22 protein-coding genes and 3 pseudogenes are annotated in these 16,060 nt (G+C 36.0%); 5 read left to right on the top strand and 20 right to left on the bottom strand.

What is annotated here, in order from left to right:
* Positions 1 to 263 precede the first annotated feature (263 nt).
* A pseudogene (locus tag IC619_RS13820) lies at positions 264 to 835 on the bottom strand (reverse transcriptase domain-containing protein); the annotation flags it as partial.
* Between the two features lie 164 nt (positions 836 to 999).
* On the opposite strand from IC619_RS13820, the gene IC619_RS13825 reads away from it, so the two are divergent.
* The 4 genes and pseudogenes from IC619_RS13825 to IC619_RS13840 all read left to right on the top strand — a co-directional run bounded on the left by IC619_RS13825 (position 1,000) and on the right by IC619_RS13840 (position 3,743).
* Positions 1,000 to 1,530, top strand: a complete 531-nt coding sequence (locus tag IC619_RS13825) for a DUF4489 domain-containing protein (protein ID WP_191140731.1) — start codon at positions 1,000 to 1,002, stop codon at positions 1,528 to 1,530.
* Between the two features lie 10 nt (positions 1,531 to 1,540).
* Positions 1,541 to 2,026, top strand: coding sequence for a hypothetical protein (locus IC619_RS13830; protein ID WP_191140732.1), 486 nt, complete (start codon positions 1,541 to 1,543; stop codon positions 2,024 to 2,026).
* A 32-nt stretch (positions 2,027 to 2,058) separates the two neighbouring features.
* Complete coding sequence (locus IC619_RS13835) at positions 2,059 to 2,544, top strand: DUF4489 domain-containing protein (protein WP_191140733.1); 486 nt, start codon at positions 2,059 to 2,061, stop codon at positions 2,542 to 2,544.
* Positions 2,545 to 2,973: 429 nt separating this feature from the next.
* Positions 2,974 to 3,743 (top strand): annotated as a pseudogene (locus IC619_RS13840) (IS5 family transposase).
* A gap of 269 nt (positions 3,744 to 4,012) precedes the next feature.
* Here IC619_RS13840 and IC619_RS17130 read toward each other — a convergent pair.
* The 12 genes from IC619_RS17130 to IC619_RS13900 all read right to left on the bottom strand — a co-directional run bounded on the left by IC619_RS17130 (position 4,013) and on the right by IC619_RS13900 (position 11,623).
* Positions 4,013 to 4,135, bottom strand: a complete 123-nt coding sequence (locus tag IC619_RS17130) for a hypothetical protein (RefSeq protein ID WP_283770987.1) — start codon at positions 4,133 to 4,135, stop codon at positions 4,013 to 4,015.
* Between the two features lie 306 nt (positions 4,136 to 4,441).
* Positions 4,442 to 4,867 carry a hypothetical protein gene (locus tag IC619_RS13845; protein ID WP_213260933.1) on the bottom strand — a complete coding sequence of 142 codons (426 nt, stop codon included), beginning with the start codon at positions 4,865 to 4,867 and terminating at the stop codon, positions 4,442 to 4,444.
* A 214-nt stretch (positions 4,868 to 5,081) separates the two neighbouring features.
* Positions 5,082 to 5,252 carry a hypothetical protein gene (locus tag IC619_RS13850; RefSeq protein WP_191140734.1) on the bottom strand — a complete coding sequence of 57 codons (171 nt, stop codon included), beginning with the start codon at positions 5,250 to 5,252 and terminating at the stop codon, positions 5,082 to 5,084.
* Positions 5,253 to 5,743: 491 nt separating this feature from the next.
* Positions 5,744 to 6,238, bottom strand: coding sequence for a hypothetical protein (locus tag IC619_RS13855; protein WP_191140735.1), 495 nt, complete (start codon positions 6,236 to 6,238; stop codon positions 5,744 to 5,746).
* Positions 6,239 to 6,514: 276 nt separating this feature from the next.
* Positions 6,515 to 6,904, bottom strand: a complete 390-nt coding sequence (locus tag IC619_RS13860) for a hypothetical protein (protein WP_191140736.1) — start codon at positions 6,902 to 6,904, stop codon at positions 6,515 to 6,517.
* 56 nt (positions 6,905 to 6,960) lie between these two features.
* Positions 6,961 to 7,128, bottom strand: a complete 168-nt coding sequence (locus tag IC619_RS13865) for a hypothetical protein (RefSeq protein WP_191140737.1) — start codon at positions 7,126 to 7,128, stop codon at positions 6,961 to 6,963.
* A 663-nt stretch (positions 7,129 to 7,791) separates the two neighbouring features.
* On the bottom strand, positions 7,792 to 8,280 hold the full coding sequence (locus tag IC619_RS13870) for a hypothetical protein (protein WP_191140738.1): 489 nt from the start codon (positions 8,278 to 8,280) through the stop codon (positions 7,792 to 7,794).
* 400 nt (positions 8,281 to 8,680) lie between these two features.
* A complete protein-coding gene (locus tag IC619_RS13875) occupies positions 8,681 to 8,911 on the bottom strand; it encodes a hypothetical protein (RefSeq protein WP_191140739.1) in 231 nt (76 codons plus the stop codon).
* Between the two features lie 131 nt (positions 8,912 to 9,042).
* Positions 9,043 to 9,426: a DUF2750 domain-containing protein gene (locus IC619_RS13880; RefSeq protein ID WP_191140740.1), complete on the bottom strand. Its 384-nt coding sequence runs from the start codon at positions 9,424 to 9,426 to the stop codon at positions 9,043 to 9,045.
* A gap of 396 nt (positions 9,427 to 9,822) precedes the next feature.
* Positions 9,823 to 10,410, bottom strand: a complete 588-nt coding sequence (locus IC619_RS13890) for a hypothetical protein (RefSeq protein WP_191140742.1) — start codon at positions 10,408 to 10,410, stop codon at positions 9,823 to 9,825.
* Between the two features lie 270 nt (positions 10,411 to 10,680).
* Positions 10,681 to 11,187: a competence protein ComJ gene (gene comJ, locus IC619_RS13895; protein ID WP_191140743.1), complete on the bottom strand. Its 507-nt coding sequence runs from the start codon at positions 11,185 to 11,187 to the stop codon at positions 10,681 to 10,683.
* Between the two features lie 85 nt (positions 11,188 to 11,272).
* A complete protein-coding gene (locus IC619_RS13900; protein ID WP_191140744.1) occupies positions 11,273 to 11,623 on the bottom strand; it encodes a hypothetical protein in 351 nt (116 codons plus the stop codon).
* 169 nt (positions 11,624 to 11,792) lie between these two features.
* Between IC619_RS13900 and IC619_RS13905 the strand changes: the two are divergent.
* Positions 11,793 to 11,945: pseudogene (locus IC619_RS13905) on the top strand (IS66 family transposase); the annotation flags it as partial.
* Between the two features lie 24 nt (positions 11,946 to 11,969).
* On the opposite strand, the gene IC619_RS13910 reads toward IC619_RS13905, so the two are convergent.
* From IC619_RS13910 to IC619_RS13940, 7 genes are all read right to left on the bottom strand, one after another.
* Positions 11,970 to 12,605: a DUF4291 family protein gene (locus IC619_RS13910; protein WP_191140745.1), complete on the bottom strand. Its 636-nt coding sequence runs from the start codon at positions 12,603 to 12,605 to the stop codon at positions 11,970 to 11,972.
* 77 nt (positions 12,606 to 12,682) lie between these two features.
* A complete protein-coding gene (locus IC619_RS13915) occupies positions 12,683 to 13,150 on the bottom strand; it encodes a hypothetical protein (protein ID WP_191140746.1) in 468 nt (155 codons plus the stop codon).
* Positions 13,151 to 13,346: 196 nt separating this feature from the next.
* Complete coding sequence (locus IC619_RS13920; protein ID WP_191140747.1) at positions 13,347 to 13,652, bottom strand: hypothetical protein; 306 nt, start codon at positions 13,650 to 13,652, stop codon at positions 13,347 to 13,349.
* Positions 13,653 to 14,049: 397 nt separating this feature from the next.
* Complete coding sequence (locus tag IC619_RS13925) at positions 14,050 to 14,307, bottom strand: hypothetical protein (protein ID WP_249669872.1); 258 nt, start codon at positions 14,305 to 14,307, stop codon at positions 14,050 to 14,052.
* A 59-nt stretch (positions 14,308 to 14,366) separates the two neighbouring features.
* Entirely contained in the window at positions 14,367 to 14,876 is a 510-nt protein-coding gene (locus IC619_RS13930) for a hypothetical protein (protein WP_191140748.1), read from the bottom strand.
* Positions 14,877 to 15,029: 153 nt separating this feature from the next.
* Positions 15,030 to 15,353 carry a hypothetical protein gene (locus IC619_RS13935; RefSeq protein WP_191140749.1) on the bottom strand — a complete coding sequence of 108 codons (324 nt, stop codon included), beginning with the start codon at positions 15,351 to 15,353 and terminating at the stop codon, positions 15,030 to 15,032.
* Entirely contained in the window at positions 15,337 to 15,837 is a 501-nt protein-coding gene (locus IC619_RS13940; protein WP_191140750.1) for an RHS repeat-associated core domain-containing protein, read from the bottom strand. Before IC619_RS13940 ends, IC619_RS13935 begins: the two co-directional genes overlap by 17 nt.
* Positions 15,838 to 16,060 lie beyond the last annotated feature (223 nt).

The following is a 16,060-nucleotide window of genomic DNA, read 5'->3' on the forward strand; positions in this document are numbered from 1 at the left end:
ATTCGGTTCCCCGATATAGATCTTCACATGGATGATCCATCCTATTGGTGCGATTATTGGCGCATTTGAGATTAAAGACCGCTTGGGTATAAGTATCACTGCGATTATAGGTAATATCATCGTAGCATTAGCTATAATCGCAGTGATACCCATTATCGATATGATTTCAGGTCCTTAAAAATCTGGAACAAGTCATCATAACCCTCTATTCATCTGAGGAAGGTTATGATGATTCAATCAATATATTAACTCAAAAACGTAAGTGGTTTGGAGCGAGAGGTGATCTCTTTAACCCTTTGTTTCGCTCTTTTCATGCTTTCTTTAGCAATTCGAATCTTAGGATTAAGATGGTGCGTGAAACTAAATCCCAGAAACTTACATTTCCATGGACGATCCACCGCACTTTTCTCTTGATTAACCTTGAATTTTAGTTTCTGTTCGATAAATTGGGTAATGGATTGTTTTACCCGATTTTCCGACTTACGTGTCTTTACATAAATATTACAGTGGTCCGCATAGCGGACAAATTTATGCCCACGTTCTTCAAGTTCTTTATCCAAGAGATCTAACATGATATTGGATAATAATGAACAAGGTCCCCCTTGTGGGACACCTTGTTCATTCGCAATGCTTATTCCATTGATCATGATTCCAGATTCAATATACTTACGAATCAGCTTAAGAATCTGCTTATCTTGGACTTTCTTGGCAATCAAGCCCATTAGTTTATCATGGTTCACTCGGTTAAAGAAAAACTTTCAAGATCAAAATCGACTACCCATCGGTAACCACTCGTGATATACTCCTTAGCTTTTCTAACCGCATCATGCCCCCGACTTCCTTCAGATTCCACCTCACGGTGGACACCCTTGTCTTAAGCTAATAACTACTGCCACCTTCACCATTCGGGACTTTCACCCTATAGACTACTCTAATAGAACCCCTAGAAATAAAATACATATTATAAGTATAGACAGCTGATAGAAGGAGTGAAATCGAATGTATACTAACATTAAAAAAAAGATAAATACAGCAGGACATAGACGCCTCAGAAGCATAAAAAAAAAATCTTTATTAGTATCAAATCTAATATGCGGTAAAATTACTAATCCTTCATTTTCCGTCCCAAGTTCCTCTTCTGCTCTACCTATTCAACTTGCTCGATTATGTGTAGGCACAAAAAAACTTATAAACCCAGTCATAAATATTAGTTATACTAACTTTACTTTAGTAGAATTGAATGGTATTTTACAACGGGTTAGCCTAACCTATACCTTAACTAGAGAAAGTAAAGAAAATGGTGAAATTGTTACGCTGAAACAATGGCAATCTCTAAACTCTATAGCAGAAGGACGTTTAAGTTGTAATATACCCTTAGCTGTTCAATTTTGTGATGAAGTTAAAAATTATAATGCAAATAAGTTAATTTATAAAATAAACGTAGCAAGTGTTCAAATGACTGCAGGATCAAATTTAAAGATATCCAGTAAGGACTATACTGCTCTAGTATCAGAATCTAAAGCAATTTAAACATAACTCAGTGAAGGAGAGAGTAAAAATTCCACTGACAAAACTAATAAATGGTAAAGTTTTCAATCCACCTTTACCAAACTCTTTGACTAATAATGAAAAACCAGTAAGACTGGCTGAATTAAAAGTTTCGTGTTCAGAAAGAAAGCGTTTATATCTCATGATTGAATTTTATTCCTTCATCCTAACAAATCGCATCATACAAGAAAAGAAAAATGAAGTTCAACTGTTATTCTCTTTATTAAGAAAAAAAGATAAATCAAAAAATAGAAAAACTATTCAGACATGGCCATTTTCAAGAGAAATTATAACAAAAACGCCTGAATCAGCTACTGTAAAAGTTAATGAACCTATACTTCTGTCTGTTTGTGATACTATCATTCTTAATGGAAATGCAAGCTATATATTAGAAGTTAATAGAGTAAGTGTTTCAGATGGCTCTTCTTATGATATTACTAAAAAAAGCATCACTGGTGTAGTCACAGAATGTCAATAAAATCATTAAATTAATTAAAGAGAGGGATGAGAATGAAACATATATATAAAAATACAATTTTGTCTCAGCAAATATGTGGAACAACTTACGAACCATTATCCCAAGAAAATTTGCAAAAAAAGGATGCTCCCATCAGATTGGCACAAGTAGAGATAGATACAGCAGGATTGTCGAGAATAAAAACCAAGATTGTTTACTCCAATTTTATATCATTGTCCTTAGGTAAGGATGCACTGATCGACTTGACGTTTCGTCTAACTAAAAGAAAGAAAACTGCAGATAATAAAAGTGAAATTAATACCAGATTAGAACATTGGAATTTAATATCTGAGGCAAGTACCATTGTAATTGATGACACAATTACTCCATTTCAACTTCGTTTTTTTGATCAATCGAGGGTGTCTAATGAAAAAAAAATAATCTATATGATAGATTTGAATAGAATTATAACGAGAAATGCTAGTTACAAAATAGTGAATCAAAGTATGACAGCATTAATTACAAACGAACCGCAGTAGAGTAGACGGTGTTTTTTGTGCGAAAGTAGCTGTGATCATCTTAGTTTCTGAGGTTCTGTTGCAAAAATACAGCCTGAGAATCATAATATGAAGATCATGATAAGGAACGGGATCGATGTATACATGAAGAAACACATGAATGATTTAAAATGGAAACACTATTCACCAGATATTATCGTCTAAACGATGTGCTGGTATCTAGACAACAATGGAACACCTAATAATGATTCATGGCAGAAGGCTTCAAACGAAGGATCAATCGTAGGCATTGATGCCTCCCCTTTCTTTTTCATCAATAATAATTTTAAATATGTTACTGAATGCCTTTCTGATGTTTTCTTCATTTTTTTCATGATTATCTAGATTCTGTCTTAAAACAAAAAATATGGTATCTTCATAGGGAGAACACAACCAGAGGAGATTCCGCATATGAGCCAGCAACGTTACGAAGTGACAGAAGAACAATGGGAACAAATCAAGGGTTTCTTCCCTCCATATACCACAGGACGTCCATTGAAAAGAAGCAATCGTGTCATGTTTAACGCGATTCTATGGATGGCTCGTAGCGGCACAGCATGGCGTGATCTACCAGCGTGTTATGGTTCATAGAAAGCAGCGTACAGTCGTTTCTGCAACTGGCGTGACAAGGGGCTATTGGTGACTATTTTTCAAGCCTTAAACGACGAGGCAGACTTTGAAAACCTTAACATCGACTCGACTGTCATCAAAGCCCATCAGCATAGATCAGGGGCTAAAAAGGGGTTTTAAATCACGAAGAGAACCAACATATTGGCATCAGCCATGGAGGAAAAACGACGAAGATCCATTCCATCTTAGATGGCTTAGGTAATCCACTTCTTTTGAAGCTAGGTTTTCATGTGCATGACTCACGTCCTGCTTGTGACATGCTCGATCACTTCGAAATTACAGGAAGCAATATCCTTGGCGACAAAGCCTATGGTTCAAAGTACATTCGTGATTACATCACGGCTCATGATGCTCGCTATACCATTCCCCCAAAAGCTAACGCACAACATCCTTCGGATGTTGACTGGTGCATCTATAAAGAACGTCATCTCATCGAATGTTTTTTCAATAAACTGAAGCACTTCCGTAGAGTTTCCACTCGTTATGACAAGTTAGCAACGTCTTTTTTGGCGTTTGTTTATCTCGCTTCTATTTTCAAATTGACTCAATGATTTGTTTTCAGTAAGCATCGAGTAGGAGGGGGTGACTAACCCCCGACCTCTCACACCACCGTACGTACCGTTCGGTATACGGCGGTTCATTTAAGTCTGACGAATTAAGTTATATCGCGCCTTGGTACTTCTTCAATCCTTGCTTTTGCCAATTAGCAAGATCAAGGATTGAAGAAGTATTGGGCTACAAGAGATACGCCAATATTTTTTGCGCGTACTTCTCCACTCATAGGCTTTTCCTCTAGGAATTCCTAAGGAAATGAGCCTTTTCATTTTTTGCCATGATCATTAAATGACCATCCATAGTTATATAAATTCATTAAAATATTTTTAGTAAATGGTTTACCTGTCTCAGATACAACACGAAAATATATACCTGAATCTATAGACATCACTAATTTCCTCCTATATATCAATCTAGCCATTCATAATAGTTTCTCCCTTTCTTATTTAGATAACTTTTTAATTCAGAAGGTATAGGTTTATTTGAATGTAATTCGTAGGTAGCGCCATTGTCCTTTGCAATTTTTAGTCTACTCCCCATATCTGATTTAAATTTATCAATCCTCTTAGGATCTTTCATTGTGTTTTTTCAATAAACTACTGACTTCGCCTCCCACCATCTATTATCTTTACCACCATTAAAATCTCTGCCACCTTTTTGAAATCCACCAGTTCCACTCATTCTCACTTTGATTTTAAGTGTTTCTATTCAAAAAACTCTTCACCCAGTTATCATAAAATCGAGCTTGTTCCTCGACACCAACTAAATTCAAGTTTTCATCGTAGTCAAATATATCAACTAAATCTTCTGTTTTAGCCTGTTCACCAATTCTTATTTTATAAGCTAAACATCCACTCCCCATAGATAGATGCATAGGAGAAGAATAAACATTTAATGCTGCTCCATTGCATAATATTTGAATACGATTTTCTTCTAATTTTTTACGTATGCCAGCTAATGCTTGAAAGAAGCTTTCATCTTGGCTACTTATTTTAATTTCACTCGTACTTAGCTCAAGAAAAACCATATCTCCATCCTCTGGAGATTCTTCATGCAAGTATAAAACGGCATGCATTCTTTCTCCATTACATGAAAGCAAATTTATATATTTTTTTTCCATAAGAATAAAGTTACTCCTTTTATGTAAATGGAATCTACTATCCTGTTAGCGCTTCTTTTTTGTCTCTAGTATAATAATGATACTGCATGTTCTAGTTGTTCTGGGAACGACTATATAGATCCTAGAGTATGATTAACATCAATATAATACGAGCTAACCATTTTTCCCTGCAAATGATTCTACTATATCTCTACTTGTGGTTATAATAAGTATCTCAGGTACTATCATCTGGTTTCGAGTTTGCCATAGTTGGGGCTTGGACGATTTTATCATTAATATCTCTTTCCGTACCATCAGCTTGAGCTTTAAAGTGTCCCTCCAAGTGATTATAGCTACTCGTGTTTCCTCCAATGAAGGCATAACGCGTCATATCTGCAAGAATCATTACCACTCCAATATCCTTACATAGCTCGAGTATGGAAGCAGGAGGATGTTTAGGTTGTAATTTCTAAAACCCATGTCATAGATTTCGGTATCATCGTCCCAGCATTTCTGAGTATAGCGGTAAGGTAAGATTCAGTGGGATCAATCCCCGCTTTCCACTAATCATATACGATGATTTCTATCCATGCATGCGGATAGAATTAAGCAGGCTATGTTTCCTTTCCTCTTCTTTGAGCTGAATGTCATGGAACCAGTCCTTCACTTCTTCTATACCAGTTGCTCGTGTATTTAGAAATCCATGTGAGGAGGTTCCGCCACTTTGATTGTGTTACTGAATCGTGATAAAGGTACTATAAAGAAAGTGACAGGCTAGAACATGAATCCTATTTTTGAACCTTCTAGAAGTGGAAAGAAAAACACCCTCACAAATAATCCAGAATGGTAAGTGCTATTGTGCATCTATTACGTTTTTGGTGTTACGATTTCACGATATTAGGTCAATCTGTTCAAAATACCAATTTCTTTTTTTAGTCTATGGTATAGTTTTTGATTGATCCAGCTATCTTTTTGTTTATAAACCGCTAAAATATATTCCTGCAACTTTAGTTTGTCTTCAATTTGAAAGTCATTGTACCAATCCATTGCAAGTGTTGCCCAATACTCTGATTTACTGTCAAGCCCTGCTCTAACTACTTCGGTAACCGGAAAGTCCTGAAAAATATCCACGTTTATATCCATTCCCTTGAGTGGTTCATTCATCTGGTACTCTATCTCCTTTAATGAAAATTCCAGAAGAGGTAATGTATACATATAAGCTCGAGGATTGTTTAAAACAAATACGCCACTCTCAAATGCAATTCCCCATTCATTTTCCCTAACGAGTATTCCAGTTTCAAATCTTAATTTTTTGCTTTGTAGAACCGTAAACCATTGTATATTCTTGCTATCCTTTGTTTTTTTTAGTTCAATTTTATTAGAATCTAACATAGAACAGGCTAGTGCTTTTAATCTATTTTTTTCATTTATTTTTCTTCACCTACTTCTAAATAATTGTATATGTATAACTTGTGTTACTATTCCTTATGATTTGTATCTATACCATTTTCTGTTATAGTCCATTTAAATAAATCTCTTACTTCGGGCAATAATTCTGTCGTTCCGGCGATGAAAATGACATATCCATTAGGCACCCAGACTGGCAATGGGTTTGTTCCCTTAGAGAAAAACCACTCCTACACAGCGTATAGAAATGGCTTCCAAAGATTACACGTGCGTGTTATACAACAAAACCTCCGGTGTTGTCACTTCAATCATGCTACCTGCTTCGTACACTTCTCCAATTGTTTCGAGCAATACATTATTATTCCCTATTTTGAATAGAGTACAATTATCTACTCTATCACTTGACACAATTTTGCCTATCAAACATGTGCCTTCAGAAAAACTATAGATGCTATAGCTATTATGATTACTTTTTTTTATTTCATTCCCCCATCTTAATTTAATCGGAATATCAAACTCTACATCATATAATTTTTGTAAATCCGGTACTTCGCCCATCCATGTAGCTTCTATGGTTCCATAATCACTTGCTACCTCCACAATTGTACCTCTAGAATTACTATTTTTGATCCTATTTATTCTGACTATCAAAAAATCACCTCTTGTAAGGTACACGAACAACTGAATTATCTACATTCATTACTTTTTTATTGTATCGTATGTCCATGTCTCTTCATGATCATGATATTTAGTAGACTTACTGTCCATTTCATGAGCCCTCTACCGAATGCTTCGTGTACCGTCCGCCGAAACAATTCCATCTGGATCAACAGCTCTTGTTCTAGGATGACGATTGGAATAAGGATCGGAACCAAGAAACTCTTCCCATTTATCTACTGCTTGAATAGGTTTTTTTGATTTTTGAAATAAGCTCTAATAAAGTCCATTTTCTTCTTTGTTAGTCTAGTAGCTTCGCTTCTCATTTAGTACTAATGGGTCAAGCACACTCCCAAACGTCGTGCACCACAATGATGAAATATTATAATGATCAGCAAGGAGTTATACAGTATGGAAATTTACCCGCACTCAGCAGTCATATTGTCGCCATGATATCTTACCTTAAGAATTATATTTCGAACTTTTCAAACGGCAGGTTGGATAATTATCACCATAACTGACGCTTTTTTTAAGAGTATGCTACAAGCTGAATAGATCATTTATTTTCAATAATTTTTTAAAAGGTTACATGATAAAAAGTCTGAAGCTGAATTTCTCATCAAGTTCATCTTTAGCGAGAACTGAATATAATAAAAAGATGGCCTTCTACACCAAATGTTAGAAATGGCATCTTTTTATTTGTGAAAATCTATTCGTTTGATCGAAAATATTCGTATGAAACAGAGTTCCCCCATCCATTTATATAATGCGCCCATGTTAGGCACGCAAAAAATGCCTTAGCTGTACAGTAAGCTAAGGCATAGTTCAAAAGGCAAAGGTAATTTCTACTTATTAAATATGAGTATTTATGAATAACAATTCTATTTATTTGATTGAAAGTATTCAAATGGCACTGATTTTCCCCATCCATTCTGTTCTGTAGACTTGGATTTTTTAAATGGTTTGCTGTCGGGAAGTACAATGTCATTATCTTTTAAAATTTGTATCAGATTGATAAGAGGTTCCAGTGTATATTCACTTCTATATCCAGCATAGATATTTCCTAATGTTGTATAAGTAAGTTCCTCTAGTGCAATTTCTACGATTTTTTGTTGATCAATGGATAAATGATCGAATCCAAATGCAATTGCAAGTTCTTTTAATGACTCATCCTTTGGATAATATTCAGGTACCGCTAACTCAATTTGTGTAAAATCGTTGGTTTTAGTACCGCTTTTAATTAATTCCAAAAAGGATATCATTTTTGATGAATTTATTCTCCGTTTTTTACACAATTCATTCATGCATGTTACTCCATAGGCTATTCGACCTCTTATTGAAATCTCATCGAATTCTTCCCTTAAATTCATCTTCCATCTCCTTTCTCATCCGTAATACAACTAATTTCTTAATCTGTAGGAACACGGACACCGTTTGTTGTAATTTGGCAGTTTGCACACCTAACTTTAGGATTTCCATTCCTCATCCAAACCGAGCTCATTACTAAATCATTCATTTTGGCACTACCATTTAATGCAATATTTATACATGCTATCTCTGAACAATTAGCTGTATTAGCCCAGTTAGAAGATAGACTAGGATGAATATTCTCTGGTGTTGTACCACTTCGACTAGTCCCATAATACGTTTTCCAGTTCGACTGTCCACAGCAGCAGATACAGGAGTTGGTTTTCTATTATTCCGACCAGGTCTCGCTTTAATTTCAGCAGCTCTTTTTTGAGCCAAACCTAATGATAACTCATCAAATTTTTATCTAGCATCATATGCTCGTTTGCCCCACTTACCCGCGGTTGCGAGGTTACCAGCTATTGATATCGCTGCACCAAAGGACAAGGCGGCATTACCATAATCCCCTTCGAACGCATACCAGATACCTTTTACAATATCTGCGCCTTCGCCAATGACGGGTACCATACCAGCTGTATCTAATATGGCATGTCCGTTATCTTTCAGAAATGAGCCAATACCATCCAGCAACAAAAACAGAGTTTGTTATTAAAGAAACGCATAGTCATCTACATAGCCCTGAAAGGATCATGAAGATCCTTTCCATAAAAATCACCACCAGTTGCGAGGTGTATTCAACAACGGATAGTGTCAATCAAAAATGTTTAGTACTTTGTTAATTCAAATTCTAAATCCTTTAAGAATTCCTCAACAGTTGGCGTCACACCTTTTTCATGAGGTGTCATGAAAACAGCAGGTAAAACACCATCATTTCTTAAAATGGGTAGCAACTCATGCATTAAATCTTCCAATGGAATGATTTCAGGCTTATAATTTATCCAATCACCAGTAGCACATTTTTGTGCATATTCCCTCGCTGGCCATAATGGGAAGGCAAGTTGCTGTTCATCCGTTTGGGCCAATGCCCAGCCGTCATTCCATAATCCCCAAGCCTCTTCAAAATTGACAACTCTGCCTATAAAATGACTATATCGTTTTGGTCCAGACAAAGCCAACACAGCCGTAAGCTGTTCTTCACTGATGCTCATGAAGTCCCATCCTTCCTTTACCTAACAGGTCTTATTTTGCTCTTTCTTCCGTGGTTATCGTATTTATGTTGCAGTTTATGAAGATCCCGATCTTGTAGATGTGCATACTGGTAACTAAACCCTTTGGCGGATTCTCTCCTCCGCTCGTGAGCTAGTTGATAACAACCTTCATAAGTTTTAGAGTTTCTGGAATTTCTAGGTAATCTCAAGTCTTTAGCTTGTCCTAAATCAACTCTTCTAATCTCATTTCTTAGCCATCCTATATTCGCAGAAGGTACAACCATTCTAGAAGTTGATAAAAAAACATCCACGCGAAAAAGTAAGAATTGTTAGTGCTATTTTACATCTCTTAAGTTTTTTTGATGTTAGAAATTCACTTTATTATGTCATCTTTGATCAACTATTTTTCCAAAGAGGATTATCATTAACTGTAAATGAATTAAATAGACTATCAAATTTTTGATTATCGATAGTTGTTAATTGAAGATCAATTTTTGATGATACAGCATAAAAAAGCTGTTCAACAAGATCCATTTCTATATTTAACTGTAATGTTGAAATTAGTCTTTCTCTCATAAGCTCAATATCTGGTTCCTCTTCTAATAGCTCTACTTCTAATAAAGAAAGTACTTTGTACATTTCTTTTAACTGACCACCACCTGAATATTTTAGCATATCTCTCCAATATGGATGTTGAGTAGTGAGAGAAATACATTCATGGAAATTATGAGCAATCATTCCAGCTTCACCTTCAGAGCCAATATAGACAATTGGGCAATTATCTACCTGTTGTCCTTCCCCCCATAAAGCAAAAATCCCCCCTGTTCCATCCTTAGCAATCACAGTTGCAACCTCTCTCACTTTTAAATCCGGCTCTTCAGAGATTGCGTAGGGTTTAATAACCTCAAAATCAAAGGGCCACGTCAAAATTTCTACTAGATCGGGATGCGCTATAATTTTGTTGAACAAATTCGGTAAGTTCAATTATGTCTTCTCCTTCGTTCTTTAAACTTTTTTTGCGCTAACACTTTGCATCTCCTGTTACTTTCTAAGTCTTTCTGCATACTGCAACATTTGTATCATTCCTTCATCGTACTTGTTACCATGTAAATTTCCAACATTTTTTATATCAAGGCGTAATGCACCCTCAAAATCGCCAGCATCAAAAAGTACTAGTAGAGTAGGGATTGATTGTTGACAAAGAAAAGACCACTCCTACTTCGTGTAAGAATGGTCTTTTTTCATATCATTATATTATATGGCTGGTGCCGCATGCATTAAAAATTCTTGTGGGGGTATCAACTCTTTATCCGCTTTTAGGATTCGTGGATATGGATTTTCAGCATTTATAAAGGTTAATTCATATCTCACCGGGAATAAACCATTACTTGGATCATCATCTTCTCCAGGCTCTATTAGGATCGCTTCAAATAAAAGTTCGTAACTTCCTTTAGGAACAGGAAAAACATACTCATCCGTCATCACACTACATACTGTAATTCCCTCATCTCTCACATTAAAAGGAACAATAATCGAACGGATAGAATCATCATTTAACATAATCGAATCTTTTCTACTCACCATGACTTCACATTCCCAGTTGGACAAAGCACCAAATGACACTGATCCTTCTCTCCAAGAAAAACCTTGGTCAACATGCCTATCTTCCCAATCATTAAATGGATGTTCAATTTCAGTATTAAAAACATATAATCCCGAATAAGATATTAAAAAACTGATTTTAGACCATTCTTTTTCCATAATCACACCCCACTGCTTCTAACCTCCTATATCAATTCGCACACGGGAGGATAGCTGTTTTTTAATTGATTCGCAATGTTATCTATTATTTCTCTTCCCACAGAAGGATAAGCTTCTCATCATCTTCAATTTTGCATACTTTAGTCACCTTAATATCTTTACAATACCCTGATAACCCTTCCCCGCCACTATAATCTTCTATTTCATAACGAATACTCTCCAACTGCCTTGATTTTATATCATGAAGCTTAGTTTCTATAATATTGGCAATAGAGTTCGTTGTAAATATTCTCGGAATGGAGAAATCAATAACATTAACTAATTTTACGCTTAGCATGAATCTTTCTTCATCTTCTATATACATAGAGTTAAAAATAACATCTATCTGACTTCTATCCACTGAGTCAACATATTGATTTAATTTCAGCAGTAGCACCAGCTCTCATCACACCTTCCGAACGGAGTAGGGCTCGCCCACCTCGAACTCCTCCATATAATACAGTCGAAGCACTTCCTAATGATATACCAAAGAAAAACCCATCTAGCGCTAATTCTGGTTTCCACGCATTTTTAGGCTACCGGATTCAGTAAACGCCACCGCATCGGTGGCAAAAGAAGGGCTTCACTTTTATAACCAGCTTTTTGCCATTGAACGTGATTTAAAAGATGTCTCAACAGAAGAGCGGTATCGAATACGGTTAGAACGTAGTCAGCCTGTGCTGAATGCTTTTTCAGCATGGCTTCGTACACAAACCAGTATTTAATTAATCATTAAGTCAGTACTAACCGATACCTAGTTTTAATTTTAGAGCAGGATCATGAAGGAGATAGGGTCGCTCTTTAGGAACCACCAACTTATCAAATTCATGTTTCTGTGCATGAGATCTTTGCATAGCTACAAAATCTGATATATCTTCAATCTGTACGATCCATTCATCAGAATATTTCATTAACGTATCGCCACGTAATCCTAGCTGAATGGCTCGTCTTTCTACTTTATTTCCTAGCGGATCATGGTCTGGATCCCATTGAAGCCGAACATCTGACTTCATACCTGCTTGTTTCCACTCTTCATAACTTGCATATTGATCAGGATCATAACTGGAATTCACTGCATTTGCTAATATCGATTCAAAAGCATCTCTTTTCAGCCAAATAGCAAGAATCATCTCTTGGTTTTCTTTTGTTCCCCAGCCTGATCGATACATCATCCAGAGAAAATTCGTCTTGATCCAACTCATACGTGTCAATTTAAACCCTTCACCAAATCGGTTATGTTTCTCAGCATATTGACCAATCCCTGGATGATACGCTTGGTAGACTACAATGGTATCTTGATCAAATTGCGCCAGTATATGCCGGCCCTTTTGCGGCCAGCTTCGAACCTGTTCTCTATACGGTTCAGTCACAAGTTTCACCTTTGTCCTCCCTTAGGATATATGATGTAGACATCATTGAATGAATGGAATTCTGATTTCTCATATCGAACTTCTACTCAATTAAAAGTACGAAAATAATTTTCATCATCTATAATCCAATAACGCTGGTCATGAGGTATTTTACTTTCAAAATTTAAATATTCTCCTGTCCAGCCATCCGGAACATAATACTCAAAGGACATTGGTTCAGGATAGAATGAAAACAACTGTTTTTTATCAAAGTCTACCATTAATGATACTCCAAAATTATCTGGCTCGGGCTCTTCTTTATCTTTTTCTTTAATTAACAGGTAAGTTAGTTCACACACTGAAACCTGATAACCCGAAATTTTTTCTAGAAATTGTTCCGCCGTATTTTCATTCACAATAGGAATGTCGAATCTTTCTGAATAATCATTATTACTAGGGAGAAGTTTAGTTTGATCTAAAAACCAAACATCTCGATCCGTTACATACCAGATCCATTCATTTTTATAAATCACACCTACAACAATATTTTGTGCATATTCTGGCTCTATTTTCAAAGCAAAATCCTCCTATGATCTATATACAAATTTAGTAAGAGATCTCAGAAGTTAGCTCGAAAAGTAATCTTCTGAGATGATTGGCACTCTCTGTTTTATTAAACTATTCCATCAAGACAATGTGTTTGAAACAGAATGGCTTTTCCTAAATTATATCAGTATTTGGGATACTCAATAGAACTTACACTTGGTGTGTTTATTTAATAACTCTAGCATTATAAGCATGTTCTTCTATCCATTCCGGCCAAGGCCTAGGAAACTCATAGGAATCTCCAGGAGTAAAAGGGGCTACTATTTTAGGTGCTGTACCATTTTGGTTTCGTGGGTTTAATATATATTTATTTTGATCTACAGCTGACTCTTCTACCATTTCATGAAACCATCCTGGGACTTCAAATGCAACAATATGGGCATCTCCACCTCGCTTGTTCTTAAAGTAAATTCCATGTTCAATATCCCCTGTACTAATGTTTAAATTACTCTTCTTATTACCAATACTCACCGTTCTGATTTCATTAACAAGGATGCACGCTCTACTCCTGTTATCTATATTACCAATTTATCCCATCCGAACATGATAATAAGTCACTGGGTTCGAAAAATCTTTACTGCTTGTCTTCTTTTTCTTATTTGATTTGGATTTGCTTTCCTTCGGTTTATTAGTCAAATCAACCCACATCTGCTCCACTAAGGGCCCTAACTTATCTCTACCGTCTTTACCATACTTCCTACTTTTCTTAGTTGCATTTATTCCTATCTTTAGCTTCTTTCCTTCGGCTAAAACCTTTTTTCTTCTTATAGTCCTGATACCAATTGAAAGTTTCTTAAGTAACTTGACATGTAAGAAAGTGATTATTTAGCAAATAGTTTTGAAATGATTTCCTTATTAAACTATACTATTATGCTTTTATCTGATACTCTAATTTGTATCTTTGAATAATTTTTGTTCCATTTTTCTCAAACACATAAATTCTTTGACAACATGAACATCTCCAAATTTTATGTTCAGGATCAGGGATGTCTAAAGTATCAATTTGTCCCATAGAAATGATTTTATCCATCTCTTTATCTGTATACACATGTAAATCTATATTATTTGGTATATTGCCATCCCAAAGAATTTCACCACATATACATTCATATTTCATCTTATCCATTCTCCTAATGAGTAATTTTTCCATCTTTTGTCCAGATTTCAACTCTATCTGGAAGTTATTTATTTGGAAAAGTCCCTTCTGCTCTCTTTATAATTATCAATGTTATTGATTAAAAACCTACGCATCCATTCAGGATCTTCAAACATATTGTATATAAATAAGCATATATCTTGATCTTCCTCTCGATCATCGGTAAAGTCCGGATCTATCATATTAAGAAAATCATAACGAAATGATCGGTACGTGATCGAGTACACTTTTTTCTGTTTATGATAGATACTAAAGGTAATCATCATACATCTTCTTTTATACGATAAGAGAAGATCATCATTTAAACACAACTCTTGATTGTTCACATGAACATATAAATGTTCTCCTCTAGCATAAAGCATCATCCGATCTTTCTTAGGAAAAAACAGGAACCTAAATCCTTTAATATAATCATATTTCCCATTGGTTTCTATATCTTCATCCATTTCAAATACTTCTATCTCTTGAGTTCGCGGATTAAAATACATTTTTTCCACATGTGTTGCATTGTTTCGCAAAATGAGTATTCTTTCCTTCATTGTTATCCATCCCTACTTTACACCCAATATTCGATTAAACCATTTAGAGGTTCTTGAAGCACTTTCAATAATTTCTTCCATGTCTTGTCCCCTTTATCTCTAAACCTATCAACCATGGGTCCTAATTCATCTCCGTACTTTTTCTAGTTTCTTTTATATCCCTTTAAGCGCTTCAGGGAAAGTTCGATTCTTAAACTTCACTCCAATATCACGTCTCATCTGGTGAACCGTTCTTGCGATTTCTTCGACTTCTTTTTCTTCTGCTTTCAGTTTTTTAGCTACGTTTATTAACTCTTTTACTTCTGTAACATATTTTTGTTGGATATTCATGTATTTTAATGGGCTCTTAATCCCCATCTTTGATGCAGTAGCACCAACTCTCATCACACCTTCCGAACGAAGTAAGGCTCCCCCACCTCGAACTCCTGCATATACAGTCGAAACACTTCCTAATGATATACTAAAGAAAAAACCCATCTATTGCTAATTCTGGTTTCCATCCGTTTTGTGAATAATTACGCGCTCTCATTTTCTGTTGCTGTGCTGGAGTAGCATTAAAATAAGCTGTTTGATCCCCTCCAAGCCATCTTTTATATAGCTCATCCAACACTTTTTTGTTTTTTTTAGTAGAACCTGAACCACAAGTAGTTCGGGTACAATGATCTGGTTTTGGATTTGCCATAGTTGGGACTTGGACGATTTTATCATTAATGGATCTGCCGGTACCACCAACTTGAGCTTGAAAGTGTCCATCCAAGTCGCTATAACTAATCGGGTTTCCTCCCGTGAAGGCATAACGCATCATATGACTCATCGCCAGTCCAATATCTTGAGCGGCATCGGCATACATGTCCCGGGTATCGAAACGAGCGATGCTTGGGTTGTAGTTTCTAAAGCCCATGTCATAGGCTTCGGTATCGTCGTCCCAGCGTTTCCCAGTGCAGCGGTACGGGTTATACATGGCTTTCCGGTAAAGGCTTCTTTTTGGCTTTCACCGTACATCTTTTAGCCGTAGGTCGCACGGGTATTTCCTTTTTCATCGAATAGCATCTCGACGTTGCCTGTGCGACTGGTGGTACGGTCGAAGGAGTCATAGGTATAGGACGTGGTATTTACTTTCCCTTGGTCATCCATTTTTTGCATTTAGGTAAGACGACTAAAGCCATTATATTGGTATTTCTCTG

The sequence above is a fragment of the Polycladospora coralii genome (assembly GCF_014773435.2).
Lineage (GTDB): Bacteria > Bacillota > Bacilli > Thermoactinomycetales > Thermoactinomycetaceae > Polycladospora > Polycladospora coralii.

Excerpts from the sequence above, each read along its gene's own strand:
- IC619_RS13870 (WP_191140738.1), bottom strand. The coding sequence starts at position 8,280 with ATGAATTTAAGGGAAGAATTCGATGAGATTTCAATAAGAGGTCGAATA.
- IC619_RS17130 (WP_283770987.1), bottom strand. The coding sequence starts at position 4,135 with ATGTCTATAGATTCAGGTATATATTTTCGTGTTGTATCTGAGACAGGT.
- IC619_RS13855 (WP_191140735.1), bottom strand. The coding sequence starts at position 6,238 with ATGTTAGATTCTAATAAAATTGAACTAAAAAAAACAAAGGATAGCAAG.
- IC619_RS13930 (WP_191140748.1), bottom strand. The coding sequence starts at position 14,876 with ATGAAGGAAAGAATACTCATTTTGCGAAACAATGCAACACATGTGGAA.
- IC619_RS13845 (WP_213260933.1), bottom strand. The coding sequence starts at position 4,867 with ATGGAAAAAAAATATATAAATTTGCTTTCATGTAATGGAGAAAGAATG.
- comJ (WP_191140743.1), bottom strand. The coding sequence starts at position 11,187 with ATGGAAAAAGAATGGTCTAAAATCAGTTTTTTAATATCTTATTCGGGA.
- IC619_RS13835 (WP_191140733.1), top strand. The coding sequence starts at position 2,059 with ATGAAACATATATATAAAAATACAATTTTGTCTCAGCAAATATGTGGA.
- IC619_RS13880 (WP_191140740.1), bottom strand. The coding sequence starts at position 9,426 with ATGAGCATCAGTGAAGAACAGCTTACGGCTGTGTTGGCTTTGTCTGGA.
- IC619_RS13940 (WP_191140750.1), bottom strand. The coding sequence starts at position 15,837 with ATGTATAACCCGTACCGCTGCACTGGGAAACGCTGGGACGACGATACC.
- IC619_RS13850 (WP_191140734.1), bottom strand. The coding sequence starts at position 5,252 with ATGATTCTTGCAGATATGACGCGTTATGCCTTCATTGGAGGAAACACG.
- IC619_RS13825 (WP_191140731.1), top strand. The coding sequence starts at position 1,000 with ATGTATACTAACATTAAAAAAAAGATAAATACAGCAGGACATAGACGC.
- IC619_RS13935 (WP_191140749.1), bottom strand. The coding sequence starts at position 15,353 with ATGGGTTTTTTCTTTAGTATATCATTAGGAAGTGTTTCGACTGTATAT.
- IC619_RS13925 (WP_249669872.1), bottom strand. The coding sequence starts at position 14,307 with ATGGATAAGATGAAATATGAATGTATATGTGGTGAAATTCTTTGGGAT.